Origin of the sequence: Winogradskyella sp. (assembly GCF_013042245.1) — a bacterium.
GTDB lineage: Bacteria > Bacteroidota > Bacteroidia > Flavobacteriales > Flavobacteriaceae > Winogradskyella.
In genome coordinates this window covers 93,429-112,363 of the sequence record NZ_JABDQL010000025.1, presented here as the reverse complement: position 1 = coordinate 112,363, position 18,935 = coordinate 93,429, and the positions used below count along the sequence as shown (strand labels likewise).

General features: G+C 35.5%; 11 protein-coding genes. All 11 read left to right on the top strand.

From position 1 onward, the window contains the following. The gene (locus tag HKP48_RS02510; RefSeq protein WP_296342466.1) at positions 1-543 is read left to right on the top strand and encodes a DUF3341 domain-containing protein; all 543 of its coding nucleotides are present in this window, start codon (positions 1-3) and stop codon (positions 541-543) included. 1 nt (position 544) lies between these two features. Beyond that, a complete protein-coding gene (locus tag HKP48_RS02505; protein WP_296342464.1) occupies positions 545-1,102 on the top strand; it encodes a cytochrome c in 558 nt (185 codons plus the stop codon). Between the two features lie 22 nt (positions 1,103-1,124). Continuing rightward, positions 1,125-2,468, top strand: coding sequence for a quinol:cytochrome C oxidoreductase (locus tag HKP48_RS02500; protein ID WP_296342461.1), 1,344 nt, complete (start codon positions 1,125-1,127; stop codon positions 2,466-2,468). 25 nt (positions 2,469-2,493) lie between these two features. Continuing rightward, positions 2,494-3,552 carry a cytochrome c oxidase subunit II gene (locus HKP48_RS02495; RefSeq protein ID WP_296342459.1) on the top strand — a complete coding sequence of 353 codons (1,059 nt, stop codon included), beginning with the start codon at positions 2,494-2,496 and terminating at the stop codon, positions 3,550-3,552. Between the two features lie 34 nt (positions 3,553-3,586). Continuing rightward, entirely contained in the window at positions 3,587-5,383 is a 1,797-nt protein-coding gene (locus tag HKP48_RS02490) for a cbb3-type cytochrome c oxidase subunit I (RefSeq protein WP_296342458.1), read from the top strand. A 69-nt stretch (positions 5,384-5,452) separates the two neighbouring features. Continuing rightward, positions 5,453-6,475, top strand: coding sequence for a Holliday junction branch migration DNA helicase RuvB (gene ruvB / locus HKP48_RS02485; RefSeq protein WP_296342457.1), 1,023 nt, complete (start codon positions 5,453-5,455; stop codon positions 6,473-6,475). Positions 6,476-6,539: 64 nt separating this feature from the next. Then, complete coding sequence (gene queG, locus HKP48_RS02480) at positions 6,540-7,472, top strand: tRNA epoxyqueuosine(34) reductase QueG (RefSeq protein ID WP_296342455.1); 933 nt, start codon at positions 6,540-6,542, stop codon at positions 7,470-7,472. A gap of 300 nt (positions 7,473-7,772) precedes the next feature. After that, positions 7,773-8,081 carry a GIY-YIG nuclease family protein gene (locus HKP48_RS02475; protein WP_296342453.1) on the top strand — a complete coding sequence of 103 codons (309 nt, stop codon included), beginning with the start codon at positions 7,773-7,775 and terminating at the stop codon, positions 8,079-8,081. Between the two features lie 547 nt (positions 8,082-8,628). Beyond that, entirely contained in the window at positions 8,629-10,914 is a 2,286-nt protein-coding gene (locus HKP48_RS02470; protein ID WP_296342450.1) for an NADP-dependent malic enzyme, read from the top strand. A gap of 80 nt (positions 10,915-10,994) precedes the next feature. Further along, complete coding sequence (ruvA, locus tag HKP48_RS02465) at positions 10,995-11,576, top strand: Holliday junction branch migration protein RuvA (protein ID WP_296342447.1); 582 nt, start codon at positions 10,995-10,997, stop codon at positions 11,574-11,576. A 5-nt stretch (positions 11,577-11,581) separates the two neighbouring features. Further along, complete coding sequence (gene sprA / locus HKP48_RS02460; RefSeq protein ID WP_296342445.1) at positions 11,582-18,928, top strand: cell surface protein SprA; 7,347 nt, start codon at positions 11,582-11,584, stop codon at positions 18,926-18,928. The last annotated feature ends 7 nt before the right edge of the window (positions 18,929-18,935 follow it).

Below are 18,935 nucleotides of genomic sequence, written 5' to 3'. Positions count from 1 at the left end.
ATGGAAGCAGCTTCAAAAGTAATTCACGCTATCTATACCGATGATGATATACTAATGTCAGCCGTTAAAAAGGTTAAGGCAGCAAAGCATCATATCGAAGAAATATATACACCTTTTCCAGTCCACGGACTTGATAAGGCAATGGGTCTAGCACCAACACGTATCGCTATAACATCTTTTATGTATGGTTGTGTAGGTCTAATAGTCGCAGTAGTTATGATGAATTACATCATGATTGAAGATTGGCCACAAGATATTGGTGGTAAACCAAGTTTTAGCTATATAGAAAATATGCCAGCGTTTGTGCCTATCATGTTTGAACTTACGGTATTTTTTGCCGCTCACTTAATGGTAATTACATTTTACTTACGAAGTAGAATGTGGCCATTCAAAAAAGCAGAAAATCCAGACCCAAGAACAACAGACGACCATTTCCTTATGGAAATTACTATCCACAATAATGAAGCCGATTTAACAAAGCTTCTTACCGAAACCGGAGCTGTTGAAATTAACATTGTTGAAAAAGACGAAGACGCACATTAATATGAAGACGACTTTAAAAATAACAGTAGTATTAGCATTACTATTAAGTATCGTGTCTTGTAACAAGAAGACGAGGCGTAACTATCAGTATATGCCTAACATGTACGAATCTGTAGGTTACGAGGCTTATCAAGAATCAGACGCATTTGCAAATGGTGTGGAAGCGCAATTACCAGTAGAAGGAACTATACCAAGAGGCTATTCCTTATATGAAATTGAAGACACTAATGACGGATACGAGTATGCAAAAGCAAACTTGGAAAGTCCATTAGATTCTACAGCAGTTGATTATGCTAGAGGTAAGGAACTTTATGATATTTATTGTGGAATTTGTCACGGAACTAAAGGTGCTGGTCAGGGTATTTTAATGAAGAGAGAAAAAATTCTAGGTGTTCCTAGTTATGCAGATGCAGGAAGAGCAATAACAACAGGTAGTATTTATCATGTTATTTATTACGGAAAAAACTCTATGGGTTCTTACGCAAATTTTATGAGCGAAGAAGAACGCTGGCAAGTAGTAGCTTATGTTGAAAAACTGAAAGCAGATTTAGAAAAATAAGATTTAGATAAAGATTATATAAATGGAATATAAAATTTCAAATCGATTAAAGATAGCGTCAATCATATTAGTGGTTTTAGGCGGTTTGCTTTGGGGTTGGGGCTATATGAGTTCTCATGATGTAACTGAAGACAATATATCTGAATACATGAACGATAGTCATGGAGAAGGACACGGTGACGCATATCACAACGAAGACAATGGTAGTGCTTCGGCTTATAAGGTCGAATCCTCACAAGACGAAGACCATGCAGAAGAAGGTCATAAAATGAGTCATGAAGAACATGTGTTACACCAAATACACAACAGACCTTATGCTGCACTTTATGTGGCGGCTTTCTTTTTCTTTATGATAGCATTAGGCGTCTTAGCATTTTATGCAATTCAATATGCTGCACAAGCAGGTTGGTCTCCAGTACTCTTTAGAGTTATGGAAGGTATTACATCATATGTGCTACCAGGAGGTATTTTAGTATTATTAGTTGCAGCTCTTGGAGGTTCTCATATTTTTATTTGGATGGATCCAGACGTTGTTGCTCATGATGAAATCATTCAAGCTAAAGAAAGTTGGTTAAACAAAACTTGGTTCTTTATAAGAGCAATTATTTTCTTAGCAGGTTGGTCGTTATATCGTTATTTCTCTCGCAAGTTTTCCCTTGCACAAGATACAGTAGAAGGTAATAGTAACTTTAAGAAGAATTTTAGAATATCAGCTGGTTTCTTAGTATTTTATATTTACACAGAGTCAATGATGTCTTGGGATTGGATTATGTCTGTTGACCCACACTGGTTCTCAACATTATTTGGATGGTATGTGTTTGCAAGCATGTTTGTAAGTGGTATTACTGTAATTGCTTTAATAACAATCTATTTAAAGTCTAAAGGATTACTAGAATTTGTAAATGATAGTCATTTACATGATTTAGCTAAGTTTATGTTTGGGATTAGTATTTTCTGGACATACTTGTGGTTCTCTCAATTCATGTTAATTTGGTACTCAAACATACCTGAAGAAGTTACATATTTTGTGTCAAGAATTGAAGACTATAAATTACCATTTTTCGGTATGGTAGCCATGAATTTTGTATTCCCATTACTATTATTGATGAATAGCGATTACAAACGTATTCCTTGGTTTGTAGTTATGGCTGGTATTGTGATTCTTTGTGGGCACTACCTAGATGTATTCAATATGATTATGCCTGCAACAGTAGGTGATAGATGGTATATAGGAGCACCAGAGATTGGAGCGATATGCCTATTTGCGGGAATATTCTTGTTTGTTGTGTTTACTGCATTAAGCAAGGCACCACTATTGGCTAAAGGAAACCCTTTCCTTAAGGAGAGTGAAAACTTTCATTATTAATTAAATATTTAGAACTGATAAGATAATGACAACTTTGTTAATATTTGTAATAGTACTATTTGTAGCCGTTGCCATGTGGCAAATGGTTAAGATTTTTGATTTAGCACAAGTAGGTGCGTCTAATTCGCAAATAGCCACCGATAAGGACAACCGTTTTAATGGTTATATGATGATAGGTTTTTTGATTTTCATATACGCCATTACTATAGCTAGTTTTGTTTATTTAGGAGATTTGCCATTAACATCAAACTCTGCTTCAGAGCATGGACCTGGTATTGATAATTTAATGATTATCTCTATGGTTGTCATCTTTTTTGTGCAAACAGTAACACAATTTTTATTGCATTACTTTGCTTATAAATACAAAGGTGAAAAAGGGCGTAAGGCTCTGTTTTATGCAGACAATAATACGCTTGAATTTATCTGGACAGTAATTCCTGTAATTGTTTTAGCGGGTTTAATTATCTCTGGATTATTTACTTGGAATGATATTATGAATTTAGACGAGAGTGAAGATCCAATGGTTGTTGAGTTATACGCTCAGCAATTCAACTGGAAAGCAAGATATGGCGGAGACGATAATGTACTAGGTAAGGCTAATGTTAGATTGATTGATATCGATAAAGCCAATATACTTGGTGTAGATGAAGATGATCCAAACGCACAAGATGATGTTATCGTTACAGAATTGCACTTACCAAAGGGAAGACCAGTTTTATTTAAGATGCGATCACAAGATGTATTGCATTCTGCTTATATGCCCCATTTTAGAGCCCAAATGAATTGTGTCCCTGGTATGGTTACCCAATTTGCTTTTACACCAACGGTAACTACATCAGAAATGCGTCAAAATCCAGATATGCAAGAAAAAGTTGCTAATATTAACGCATTACGTCTAGAACGTAAAGTCGAGATAGAAGCCTCTGGTCAGGATTTAACTTACGAATTTGATTATTTATTACTTTGTAATAAAATATGCGGAAAATCTCACTATAACATGCAAATGAAGATAGTAGTAGAAACGCAAGAAGAATTTGATGCGTGGATGAAAGAACAAAAAACTTTCGGAAATTCATTAAATTAGTAAAAAAATTGTTTTAAGAAAAAGAAAAGAGATTATGTCAACAACAGCAGAAACAAACGTTCACGACGACCACGACGTACATCATCACAAAGAAACTTTTGTGACTAAATACATATTTAGTCAAGATCATAAAATGATTGCTAAGCAGTATTTAATTACTGGTGTAATTATAATGGGTATCATAGGTATTATGATGTCTATGATGATACGTCTGCAGATTGCATGGCCAGAGCAGCCAAACGTATTATTTGAAGCATTATTAGGTAAATGGGCACCAGGTGGTGTTATGGATGCAGATATTTATTTAGCCTTAGTAACCATTCATGGTACAATAATGGTATTTTTTGTACTAACAGCAGGTCTGAGCGGTACATTTAGTAATTTGTTAATTCCATTACAGATTGGAGCTAGAGACATGGCCTCAGGATTTCTTAATATGGTATCGTATTGGTTATTCTTTTTATCATGTGTTATCATGATACTTTCTTTCTTTGTTGAAGCTGGACCAGCAGCAGCAGGTTGGACGATTTATCCTCCACTATCTGCTTTGCCAATGGCACAAGGTGGTTCAGGTGCAGGTATGACTTTATGGTTAGTATCAATGGCTATATTTATTGCATCCTCTTTATTGGGGTCATTAAATTATATTGTGACTGTATTAAATTTACGAGCAAAAGGGATGTCAATGACACGCTTACCATTAACTATTTGGGCCTTTTTTGTAACAGCTATTATTGGTGTTATTTCATTCCCTGTGTTATTGTCAGCAGCATTATTATTGATAATGGATAGAAGTTTTGGAACGTCATTCTTCTTATCAGATATTTTTATTCAAGGCGAAGTATTACACTATCAAGGTGGTTCACCGGTTTTATTTGAACACTTATTCTGGTTCTTAGGTCACCCTGAAGTTTACATTGTATTATTACCAGCTTTGGGAATCACTTCTGAAATAATTTCAACAAATTCTCGTAAACCAATATTTGGTTATCGAGCAATGGTTGCTTCCATTTTAGCAATTGCATTCTTATCTACTATAGTATGGGGTCACCATATGTTTATTTCGGGGATGAATCCATTCTTGGGGTCTGTATTCACATTTACAACTTTATTAATTGCAATACCGTCAGCGGTGAAAGCCTTTAATTATATAACCACATTATGGAAAGGTAACTTACAAATGAATCCAGCTATGCTGTTTTCAATAGGCTTGGTGTCAACGTTTATAACAGGTGGATTAACAGGTATTATTCTTGGCGACAGTGCATTAGATATTAACCTACATGATACGTATTTTGTAGTTGCGCATTTTCACTTAGTTATGGGTATATCTGCCTTATATGGTGTATTTGCAGGAGTATATCATTGGTTCCCAAGAATGTTTGGAAGAATGATGAATAAAAACTTAGGTTATATACACTTTTGGGTAACAGCAATATGTGCTTATGGGGTTTTCTTTCCAATGCACTTTATAGGTATGGCAGGCCTACCAAGACGTTATTATACTAACTCAAATTTTCCATTATTCGATGATACTACAAATGCACAAGCAGTGATTACCGTATTTGCACTGGTAGCTGGAGCTGCTCAATTAGTATTTCTATATAATTTCGTGAGCAGCATTTTCTACGGTAAGAAGTCTGAAAAAAATCCTTGGAAATCCAATACTCTAGAATGGACAGCACCCGTGAAACACATTCATGGCAACTGGCCTGGAGAATTACCAACGGTTTATAGATGGCCTTACGATTACAGTAAGCCAGGGCATGACGAAGATTATGTGCCACAAAACGTACCAATGAAAGACGGTGAAGAAGAATTGCAACATTAAATTCTTCTAATAACTTATATACAAAGCCTTTCTAATTTAGAAAGGCTTTTTCTTTATATTTGTTTTAATATGAACGAAAATTTAGATCCAACAAACGAAAATTTTTCACCAGAAGAACTTGATGTCGAAAAGAAATTGAGACCACTCTCCTTTGATGATTTTACAGGTCAAGATAAGGTGTTAGAAAATCTTCAGATTTTTGTTCAGGCGGCTAACCTCAGAGATGAGGCTTTAGATCACACTTTATTTCATGGACCTCCAGGTTTAGGTAAGACGACTTTAGCACATATTTTGGCTAATGAGTTAAGCGCTGGTATTAAGGTTACCTCAGGACCAGTCTTAGATAAACCAGGAGATTTAGCAGGATTATTGACAAATCTTGACGAGCGTGATGTTTTATTTATAGATGAAATTCACCGTTTAAGTCCAATTGTTGAAGAGTATTTATACTCTGCAATGGAAGATTATAAGATTGATATCATGATTGAATCTGGACCAAATGCTAGAACCGTTCAAATCAATTTAGCTCCATTTACATTGGTTGGCGCAACTACACGCTCTGGACTATTAACCGCACCAATGCGTGCACGTTTTGGAATAAGTAGTAGGCTTCAGTATTATAAAACAGAATTGCTAACAACAATTGTTCAGCGAAGTGCTCAGATATTGAATATGCCTATAACAATGGAGGCTGCAATTGAAATTGCTGGTCGTAGTCGTGGTACACCACGAATTGCAAATGCACTTTTAAGACGTGTTCGTGATTTTGCCCAGATAAAAGGTAACGGAAATATCGATATCAATATATCAAAATTTGCATTAGAAGCACTAAACGTAGATGCACATGGTTTGGATGAAATGGACAATAAAATATTAACTACGATTATTGAGAAATTTAAAGGTGGACCGGTAGGCATAACAACTTTAGCAACAGCTGTAAGTGAAAGTTCAGAAACTATCGAAGAAGTATATGAGCCATTTTTAATCCAACAAGGATTTATAATGCGTACGCCACGAGGACGAGAAGTTACAGAGCAAGCTTATAAACACTTAGGAAAAATTAAAGGGCCAACGCAAGGAGGACTTTTTTAAAAGTTTAAATGTTATTCTGAGCTGCACATTAAGCACAGTCGAAATGCAAGCGAAGAATCTCATCATGATTAACAACAAAGCCAGATACACAGCACTTATTAAAACTGAAGCCAAACGCCTCGGTTTTTTGTCTTGTGGTATCAGTAAGGCAGAATTTTTAGAAGAAGAAGCCCCCCGATTAGAAGCTTGGCTCAATAAGAATATGCACGGCAAAATGCGTTACATGGAAAACCATTTCGATAAACGCCTCGACCCAACATTATTGGTAGAAGGCTCAAAAAGTGTCGTCTCTTTAGTATTGAATTATTTTCCGAACCAAGAGCAAACAGCAAATAGTTATAAGCTATCTAAGTACGCTTACGGCACCGATTACCATTTTGTGATTAAGGACAAGCTAAAAGAACTCTTGCACACTATTCAAGATGAAATAGGAGAAGTCAACGGACGCGCTTTTGTAGATTCGGCACCCGTTTTGGATAAGGCTTGGGCAGCAAAATCTGGTTTAGGTTGGATAGGAAAACACAGTAACTTACTCACTCAAAAAGTAGGCTCTTTTTATTTTATCGCAGAGCTCATCATAGATCTAGAACTTGATTACGACACACCCGTCACAGACCATTGTGGCTCATGCACTGCATGTATAGACGCATGCCCAACGCAAGCGATTACAGCACCTTATGTTGTAGATGGTAGCAAATGTATCTCCTATTTTACAATAGAATTAAAAGAAAATATCCCTTCAGAATTTAAAGGAAAATTTGACGATTGGATGTTTGGCTGTGATGTTTGCCAAGATGTTTGCCCATGGAATCGCTTTAGCAAATCCCATAATGAGCCATTGTTTAATCCACATCCTGAACTCTTATCTATGTCAAAAAAAGATTGGGAAGACATCACTGAAGACACGTTTAGAAAAGTCTTTAAAAAATCTGCTGTAAAACGAACTAAGTTTTCGGGTTTACAACGAAATATCAGGTTTTTGAAAATTAAGGATTAGAACTTAAGATTTTGAAAAATGAGTTATAATATTATATCTCATAATACCAAAAAATCTCAAATTCAGCAGAATCAAGTTTCGAACACTAGTTCATCATTAAGATTCCTCCACTACGGTCGGAATGACATTAGTGATTAATTTTTATACTAAATTACCATTCCAAGTCCTACTGTCATTTCGACTGAAGCCCATAGGCGTAAAGGAGAAATCTCAGGTTTCGTTGCAAAATCTCATCTAGAATCTCAATTTTTTGTAACACCTTAATGAGTATATTTGATAATGTTCCAGAAAACCTTTGCTATGGTAAAAGTCCAAGCCCAACATAATTATTATGTCTATTTTGTAACTAATAAAGCTAAAACTGTATTGTATGTTGGTATGACCAATAACTTAAAAGACAGACTCTACTATCATAACAATCCAGAACCCTACTCGAAGAGTTTTACACATAAATATAGATTTAAGTACTTGGTTTATTATGAGCATTTTTTTGATGTTGAAGATGCTATTGCTAGAGAGAAACAGTTAAAAAGATGGCGTCGAGAAAAAAAAGATAAGCTTATTAAATCGTTTAATCCAACTTTGAAGTTTCTTAATGATGCAGTTTGAGATTTGGCTCCGTTGAACCTTACGGTTTAACGATGTTGCATCTAAAGATTCCTCCGCTGCATTTCGACAGGCTCAATGACCTCCGTCGGAATGACAAGAATTAAAGTTAAGAGTTAATAAATTAAACGTGATTTTAACGTTCTGTCATTTCGACTGAAGCCATAGGCGTAATGGAGAAATCTCAGATTCAGCAGAATCAAGTTTCGAACACTAGTTCATCATTAAGATTCCTCCACTATGGTCGGAATGACAAGAATTAAAGTTAAGAGTTAATAAACTAAACATCATTTTAACGTTCTGTCATTTCGACTGGAGCCATAGGCGTAATGGAGAAATCTTAAATGTAGTCAAGTCAAATGTCATACACTCCTTTTTACCGGTAAGATTCCTCCACTACGGTCGGAATGACATTCGGACTGTGTTACAATGAAAATTGAAAGCTTTAAAGACAATACCCAACACCAAAAAATGTTTAAAATCTAAATCTTCCAACTTTTATAGACCCACTTACAATCTGTATCTTTGTAACTTAATTTAGTTTTAAATTATGAGTAAGCAAAGCAAAAGACGCGAAGCATTAGTATATCATGCCAAGCCGACTCCAGGTAAAATAAAAGTTGTCCCAACAAAAAAATACGCATCACAGCGTGACTTGTCTTTGGCATATTCTCCAGGTGTTGCAGAACCCTGTTTAGAAATTGATAGAGATAAAGAAAACGTATACAAGTACACTACAAAAGGCAACTTAGTCGCCGTAATCTCTAACGGAACAGCTGTTTTAGGCTTAGGTAATATAGGTCCCGAGGCTTCTAAACCTGTCATGGAAGGTAAAGGATTACTTTTTAAAATATTTGCAGATATTGATGTTTTTGATATTGAAGTAGATACTGAAAATGTTGATGAGTTCATAGAAACTGTTAAGAATATTGCACCAACTTTTGGTGGGATAAATTTAGAAGATATTAAAGCTCCAGAAGCTTTTGAAATCGAACGCCGATTAAAAGAGGAATTAGATATTCCTGTAATGCATGATGACCAACATGGAACAGCAATTATTTCTGCAGCAGCATTATTAAATGCTTTAGAGCTTGCCGAAAAAAACATAGAAGATGTTAAAATTGTTGTTAGTGGTGCAGGTGCAGCGGCTATCTCTTGTACACGTTTATACCAAGCTTTTGGCGCTAAGCGTGAGAATATTGTTATGCTTGATAGTAAAGGCGTTATTAGAAAAGACAGAGATAATTTAACAAGCCAAAAAGCAGAGTTTGCTACAAATAGAAATATAGACACGCTCGATGAGGCAATGGTAGATGCCGATGTATTTGTAGGCTTATCTATGGCAGATATTGTCACGCCAGCTATGTTAAAAACAATGACGGATAATCCTATTGTTTTCGCTATGGCAAACCCAGACCCAGAGATAAGTTATCAATTGGCCATAGATACAAGGGATGATATTATTATGGCAACAGGTCGTAGCGACCATCCAAATCAGGTAAATAATGTTTTAGGTTTTCCTTTTATTTTTAGAGGAGCGCTAGATGTGAGAGCAACAAAAATTAATGAAGCCATGAAAATGGCAGCAGTTAAAGCACTATCAAATCTAACCAAAGAGCCTGTTCCTGAACAAGTGAATATCGCATATGGCGAAACACGATTAACTTTTGGTAGGGATTATATTATTCCTAAGCCATTTGACCCAAGGTTAATTGCTGAGGTGCCACCAGCTGTAGCTAAAGCTGCTATGGAAAGCGGTATTGCAAAAGAACCAATTGAAGATTGGGAAAAATATAAAAACAGTTTGTTAGAACGATTAGGTTCAGATAATAAGCTTGTTCGATTACTATTAAATCGCGCTAGAACAAACCCAAAACGTGTTGTATTTGCAGAGGCAGACCAATTAGATGTATTGAAAGCTGCACAGATTGTATACGAAGAAGGAGTAGCCATACCAATTCTTTTAGGTCGAAAAGACACCATTTTAGAATTGATGAAAGAAATCGAATTCGAAGATGCTGATGTTTTAATCATTGACCCAAAATCTGACGAAGAATCAGGTAGAAAAGATAAGTATGCAGATGCCTATTGGAAACAACATCAGCGCAACGGTGTCACAAAATATTCAGCAGGAAAAATTATGCGTGAGCGTAATTATTTTGCAGCAATGATGGTAAATGAAGGTGATGCAGACGCATTAATTTCAGGATATTCTAGAAGTTACCCAAGCGTTGTAAAACCAATGTTAGAACTTATAGGAATGGGTAAAGGTGTTACCCGTATTGCAACTACCAACATAATGATGACACAACGCGGTCCTATGTTTTTGAGTGATACAGCCATAAATATAGACCCATCTGCCAAAGACTTGGCTAAAATTGCACAAATGACATCTCGTGCTGCAAAGATGTTTGGTATAGAGCCCGTAATTGCTATGGTATCGTATGCGAATTTTGGGTCTTCGGATAATGAAAGGACCAAAAAAGTAAGAGATGCCGTGAGGTATTTACATCGAAGTAACCCTGATATGATTGTTGATGGAGAATTGCAAACGGATTTTGCCTTAAATTCCGAAATGCTTCAGGATATTTTCCCATTTTCTAAACTTGCGGGGCATAAAGTGAATACGCTCATTTTTCCAAACTTAGAGTCTGCAAACATTACCTATAAATTGCTAAAAGAGCTTAATAAAGCAGAGTCTATTGGGCCAATCATGATGGGACTTAAAAAACCTGTACATATCCTTCAACTCGATGCAAGTGTAGATGAAATCGTGAATATGACGGCTATTGCTGTAATCGATGCTCAAGAGTGCGAAAAACGTAAACAAAAATAGTTGACGTAATAGTGAGTTATAAGGGCTTTTTTGTCTCAATAATTATATTATATTTGAGGCATTAACTTTTTTTTAACTACATGATTACACACATAGAGGGAAAGCTTGTTGAGAAGAATCCAACAGATGTAGTTATAGACTGTAATGGTGTGGGCTATTTGCTTAATATTTCATTACATACTTTCGGACAAATTCCAGACAAAGAACATTTGCGATTATACACCCATCTTCAAGTTAAGGAAGATTCACACACCTTGTATGGGTTCTCAACAAAAACTGAGCGTGAAATCTTTAAGTTACTCTTATCTGTAAGTGGTGTTGGTTCCAGTACGGCACGTACTATGTTGTCTTCATTAAATCCAGAACAAGTAAAAGACGCGATAGCATCAGGAGATGTGCCTATTATTCAGTCTGTCAAAGGTATAGGAGCAAAAACAGCCCAGCGCATTATTTTAGACTTAAAAGATAAGGTGTTAAAGGTGTATGGAATTGATGAAGTTTCTTTATCACAAAACAATACGAATAAAAGTGAAGCGTTATCAGCATTAGAGGTTTTAGGATTTAATAAAAAACAATCCGAAAAAGTTATTGAAAAATTAGTATCGCAACAACCAGATGCTAATGTAGAAACATTAATTAAAGACGCCTTAAAAAACTTATAATTCTTTTGAATACAACCACCGCTAAAAAATCTTTTTTCTTGGGAGAATTAAAATGGGTCCTATTTTTATTAGGATTTTTGAGCATTCTAGTGGTTTACGCTCAGACCAATCCTACACAAACAGATTCAACCAAAACTACGGTTACTTTCGGAGATATTAAATTACCTAAGCTAGGCAGTATTGAGTCAAAATACACTTACGATCCTGTATTAGACAGATACATTTATAATGAAAAAATAGGTGGATTCAATATTAACTATCCATTAATTTTAACACCTGCGGAATTTAAGAAGTTAGTTCAACGCGAACGTTTAAATGCCTATTACAAAGAACAGATTGACGCGGCTGCTGGACAGAAAGAAGGAACCGAAGATGCTCAGAAAAATTTATTGCCAAGTTTCTATCTTAATCCAGGATTCTTTTCGACACTCTTTGGGGGAGATGAGATTTCTGTAATTCCGCAAGGTTCTGTAGATGTTGATTTGGGCGTTTTATTTTCACGACAAGATAACCCAACATTTACACCACGTAATCGAAGTAATTTTACATTTGATTTCGATCAGCGTATCAGTATGAGTTTAACAGGTACAGTTGGGACAAGGCTTCAGGTTAATGCGCAATATGATACAGAACGTACGTTCGATTTTCAGAATTTAGTAAAGTTAGAATACACGCCAACAGAGGACGATATCATTCAAAAAATTGAAATAGGGAACGTTAACATGCCACTCAATAGTTCTCTAATTACGGGAGCGCAAAGTTTGTTCGGGGTAAAAACACAATTACAGTTTGGTAAAACTACGGTTACAGCAGTTTTTTCAGAACAACAATCTGAGTCTCGTTCTGTGACGGCTCAAGGTGGAGGAACTCTCGAGGAATTTGAGTTTTTTGCAAGAGATTACGATGAAAATCGTCACTTCTTTTTAGCTCAATATTTCGAGCAGAATTACGATAGGGCTATGCTAACTTATCCTTATCTCAATAATAATATCCAAATTACAAGAATAGAGGTTTGGGTAACTAACAGAAACAATCAAACACAGAATGTTAGAAATGTGGTTGCGTTTCAAGATTTAGGGGAAGCAGATCGTATAGGTTTAGATAATCCTCCAGGAGGATTTGTGAATGTACCAAGTACAAGTTTTCCTGATGATTCCAACAACGATTTTGATCCTACTAATGTTGGTGGTGCGGGTTCACTACTTAATGACAATGTTCGTGATATTACTAATGTGCAAAATGGCATTGGAGTGCAAGTGAATGAAGGGTTTGATTATGGTATTCTAGAAAGTGCACGTAAGCTTAATCAAGGACAAGAATATACCTTGAACACCCAATTGGGATATATTTCACTAAATCAACGATTACTCAATGACGAAGTATTAGCCGTAGCGTTTCAATATACAGTTGGGGGAGAAGTATTTCAAGTAGGTGAGTTTGCTAATGATGGTGTCGATGCAACAAATGTTGTAGATGGTACTAATGGAAATCAAATAGTAAACAATCAGAGCTTAATACTCAAAATGTTAAAGAGTGCTATAACGGCTGTTGAAGAGCCTATTTGGGATTTAATGATGAAGAATATCTATGATACTGGTGCTTTTCAACTGTCTCAAGAAGATTTTAGGTTAAACATATTCTATACAGAAGCATCGCCCTTAAACTATATTACGCCAGCTGAAGTTAACGGTGTGCCTGTACCTTTTGCACAGCTCTACGATAATAACACATTTATATCAGGTGATGATTCTGAAATTGAGGATACAGCACTCATACGCTTATTTCATCTAGACCGATTAAACTTTAATGGCGATCCGCAAGAAGGCGGTGACGGTTTTTTTGATTTTGTACCAGGTCAAACCGTATTGGTTCAAAACGGTAAAATTATTTTCACTAAGGTTCAGCCTTTTGGTAATTATTTATTCGATGTTTTGGATGATCCAAATGATCTGACAGAAGATTATGAAAACACAGCAACATATAACCCCAATCAAGAAAAGTACGTCTACGATTTATTGTATAAGAGTACCAAGACACAAGCGTTAGATGCTGCTGAGAAAAATAAATTTCAAATCAAAGGACGATTTAAAAGTAGTGGGAGTGGCGGAATACCTATTCCATTTAATGCAGCAAGAGGTTCGGTAAGAGTTACAGCAAACGGACAGTTATTGGTTGAAGGTATAGATTACGTTGTCAATTATCCTGCAGCCCGTGTTGAAATTTTAGACGAGTCACTAAAAGCGTCAAATACACCTATAAATGTAGATGTAGAAAACAATGCATTATTTGGTCAACAAACAAGACGATTTACAGGTGTAAATGTTGAGCATCAATTTAATGAAGACTTTTTATTGGGTGCTACACTTTTAAATTTAAATGAACGCCCAATAACCCAAAAAGCTAATTTTGACTCGGAGCCAATCAATAATACAATCTTTGGCATGAATGGAAATTATGCTACCGAAGTACCGTTCTTAACAAGGCTTGTCAACAAGCTTCCAAATATAGATACAGATGCACCTTCAAATTTTTCTATTAGAGGAGAGTTTGCTTATCTCGCTCCAGGAGCACCAAAAGGAACTGATTTTAATGGCGAAGCAACTGCATACATAGACGATTTTGAAGGGACACAAGGTAATATAGATTTATTATCACCGTTAGTTTGGAGCCTTTCAAGTAGGCCTCGAAACCTTGGTCGTGTTTACGCGCAAGGAAATGAGGATGACCCAGGAATTCAAAATGGTTTTGATCGTGCGTTTTTAAATTGGTATACCATTGACCCTATATTCTACGGACCGCAACGACCAAGTGAAATTACAGACGAAGATGTTTCTGACTTATACACACGACGTGTTTTTATTCGTGAAATTTTTCCTGAAATAGATTTGATACAAGGGCAGCAAGCAGTAATTAATACACTAGACTTAGTGTACTATCCAACTGAACGTGGCCCTTATAACTTTGACCCATCTGCATCAAATAACCAACCTTTAAACCCCAATGACAGTTGGGCAGGAATTACAAGACAAATCACAACGACAGATTTTGAACAAGCCAATGTAGAATATATTGAGTTTTGGGTACAGGATCCATTTTTAGATGACTCAACAAATCAAGGAGGTAAGTTAACTGTTAACCTTGGTAATATTTCTGAAGACGTTTTAAAAGATGGAAAAAAACAGTTTGAAAACGGTTTGCCAGAAGATGGAAATATTGATTTTCTTCAAAATATAAACTTGCAAACACCTTATGCTGTACCACAAAATCAGTCATTGATTTATACGTTTGGCACTACAGGACAAGAACGAATCAATCAAGATGTTGGTTACGATGGCTATGATGATGCAGAAGAGCAGGGATTTTTAGATACTTTAACAGGTTTGGGCCAGCCATTTGGTGGGGATTATGGACCTGATCCATCATTAGATAACTACAGATACTTTTTAAATACTGATGGTAATATTTTTGAGCGTTACCGCCAGTACAATGGTTTTGAAGGCAATACTCCTGAAGAATTTTCTCAAACCAACAGAGGAAACACAACACAACCAGATGTAGAAGATATTAATCGTGACAACACGATGAACACCATAGATAGTTATTTTGAATATGAAGTAGATATAACTCCAAACACTCTTAATGCTAATAACCCTAGAATTAATGATGTAAAAGTAGCTTCTGTTACATTGCCAAATGGCTCAACCAGAGATGTCACCTGGTATCAGTTTAGACTTCCTATTTCAGAGCCAACAAATGCTGTAGGTGGTATTACAGACATTCGTTCGGTACGTTTTGCAAGGCTGTATTTAACCGAGTTTACCCAAAATACGGTTATGCGTTTTGCTAGTTTAGATTTGGTACGTAGTGATTGGAGACGTTTTACTCAAGATTTGGATACAGACACTACCAATGATAGTCCCGACGCAGAGTTTAATGTTGCAATTATAGGTATTCAAGAAAATGATGGCAACTATGTGATTCCGCCAGGTGTAAGACGTGAAGAATTAAATAACAATAATAATGTTGTTCGTCAAAATGAGCAATCATTAGTTTTAGAAGCCTGTGATTTAGTAGATACAGACTCCCAAGGCGTTTTCAAGAATGTTAACTTAGACATGCGGCAGTATAAAAAACTAAGAATGTTCTTACATGCACAACCTCAAGAAAATCAAAGTTTAGAAGATGACGAGCTAGTGGCATTTATTAGATTAGGTAACGATTTTACAGAAAATTTCTACCAAGTAGAAATTCCACTTAAGAACAGCGAATTAATTACAGATGCGGTATCATTAGAACGTACTATTTGGCCAGAAGACAATGAAATAAATATTCCTTTAGAGTTTTTGCAGGAAATAAAATCTAGAGGGATTTCCAATCAAACCCTAGCAAACGAGAACCCAACATATTATGATGTTATTGATGGTGAGTTGAGTGAGACACCCGCCTTAGAATTTCCAGAAGATGAGGATGGAAACGGTACATTTGGAATAGAAAATACGCGTGTTGCCATAAAAGGAAATCCAAACTTTGGTAATGTTAGGGTGCTAATGGTGGGTTTAAAGCACTCTGGTAAAAATAGAACATCAGCTTGTGGCGAGGTCTGGTTTAATGAGTTACGTATGTCTGACTTAGAAAATGAAGGCGGTTGGGCAGCTATTATGGCCATGGATACTAATCTTGCAGATTTTGCAACAATAAGTGCTTCAGGTAATCGAAGTACAGTTGGTTTTGGAGGTATAGAGCAAAGTCCTAACGAGCGAAGCCGAGAAGACGTCATTGGTTACGATGTTATTACCAATGTAAAACTAGGACAGTTATTACCAAAAAAGTGGGGTATTAATTTACCATTGAGTTACTCGCAAGCTGAAGAAACAATTAAACCACAGTTTGATGCGTTTTACAACGATTTAACTTTAGAGTCTCGTATTAATGCAGCTGAGTCTTCGGCTGAAGCTGAAGAAATAGAGCGTCAATCTGAAACTTATACCAAAAGGCGAAGTATTAATTTTATAGGCGTCAAAAAACAACGAACAGGAGACAAGCCAGCTCGTTTTTACGATATTGAGAATTTTACATTAAATTACTCTAATAACAAGATTCAGCGTCGCGATTTTGAAATTGAGCGTTCCTTACAACAAAATATTAGAGTTGGTGCCAACTATACGCATACGTTTCAACCTAAAAAGATAGAGCCATTTAAAAAGAATGATTCCCTTTTTACAGGAAAATATTGGAAGATTTTTAAGGATTTTAATCTTAATCTATTGCCAACAAACTTTTCAATAAATACAGATATTAATAGAGATTTTAATAGTCAGAAATTTAGAGAAGTCGCACTTGCAGGAAATAATATTGGTATTGAAGAAGTATTTAGACGTAACTACACTTTTGATTTTCAGTATGCAATCAATTACAACCTTAGTGATAATTTAAGTATTAATTATACGGCAAACAACAATAATATTGTCCGTAATTATTTTATAGATGATAGATTAAATGGACGTCAAGACCCAGAGTTGGATGTTTGGGATGGATTCTTCGATTTTGGTGATCCAAATATTCAAAACCAGCAACTTTTAGTTAATTACAACTTACCGTTTGATAAAATTCCAATTTTAAGTTTCTTACAGTCAACATATACTTACAATAGTAATTTTCAATGGCAAAAGGGTTCTGACATTAACCTTAATTTTGAGCAGCGTGATAACAACGGTGATTTACAGGGTACGTTTAACTTAGGGAATACCATACAAAACTCCAACGCGCATACGCTAAATACAACCTTGAATATGGAGGCGTTGTATAAAGAATTAGGTATAAAAAAAGCCAATACGCCTAACCGAAATAGATCTAGAAGAACTTCAGGAAGCACAAGAAACAATACACGACAAAATAGTTCACCTAAAAAGAAAAGCGCAGGTAGAAAAATTGGAAATACATTTTTAGATATTCTGACTATGGTAAAGCGTATTAACGTTAATTACGTTGAAAACAACGGAACGTTTTTACCAGGTTATATCAATACACCAGGATTTATTGGAACACTCAAGCCTACATTGGGTTACACATTTGGTAGCCAAAGAGATATTAGGCAAACCGTAGCACGAAATGGGTGGTTAACACTTTTTCCAGAGTTCAACCAGCAATATACAGAGAATACAGATACACGTTTAGATTTTACAGCGGCATTAGAGCCTATGCGTGATTTAAAAATTGATTTAATAGGGTCACGAAATTATCAAGAAAACTTTACTGAAAACTTTAGGGTTGAAGACTTTTTAGATGCCCAGGGAGAATTAGGTACAGATGGTGTTTTAGATTACAGAAGTTTAACCCCAAACTCTTTTGGTAATTTTAATATAACTACATCTTTGATTGGTACTGCATTTGGAAAAAGTGATGCCAACCAATCCGCAACTTTTGATGATTTTAAAGCAAATAGAATAATAATTGCTCGTAGATTAGCTTTACAAGATGGAGTTGATATTAATAATACAGATAATTTAGATACTGAGGGCTTTCCTGAAGGTTATGGTAAAAACAGTCAAAAAGTATTATTACCAGCCTTTTTATCAGCATATCATGGCTCTAATCCAGAGAGTGTAAGTTTAGGAGCATTTAGAGATATTCCTATTCCTAACTGGCAATTAAAGTATACTGGATTAATGAAACTACCTTGGTTTAGAAAAAACTTTAAGCGTTTTTCGCTGCAACACGGGTACCGTTCTACCTATAGCATCAATCAGTTTAGAACTAACTTAGATTATGACCCAAGTTTATTTCAACCAGGTGTTGAATTTGAGAGTCAAAATCAAGATGTTATAGATCAAGGAGGTAATTATAAATCAGAAAAATTATTTAGCAGTATTAATTTAGAAGAATCTTTTAGTCCATTATTTCGCATAGAGGCCACAATGAAAAACTCCTTACAAGTTACTGCAGAGATGAGAACAAGTCGTCTTTTATTATTAAGCTTTGATAATAATTTAATGACCGAGGAGCAGAGTAAAGAATATACTTTAGGATTGGGTTATAGAATTAAAAATGTAAGACTCTTTAAAAAATTAAGCGGTAATAGAAATGGAAATGTAAATAGTGACCTTAATATTACACTAGATGCCAACGTGAGAGATAACTTAACTATTATTAGATATTTAGATTTAGAAAACAATCAAATAACAGCAGGCCAAACCATTTGGGGCGCTAAACTTAATGCGCAATACGACTTGAATAGAAACATTACAGGAATATTCTTCTTTGATTATTCGTTTTCAGATTTTGCAATTTCTACATCATTCCCACAAACATCTGTTAGGTCAGGATTTACTTTACGTTATAATTTTGGAAATTAATTTTGAA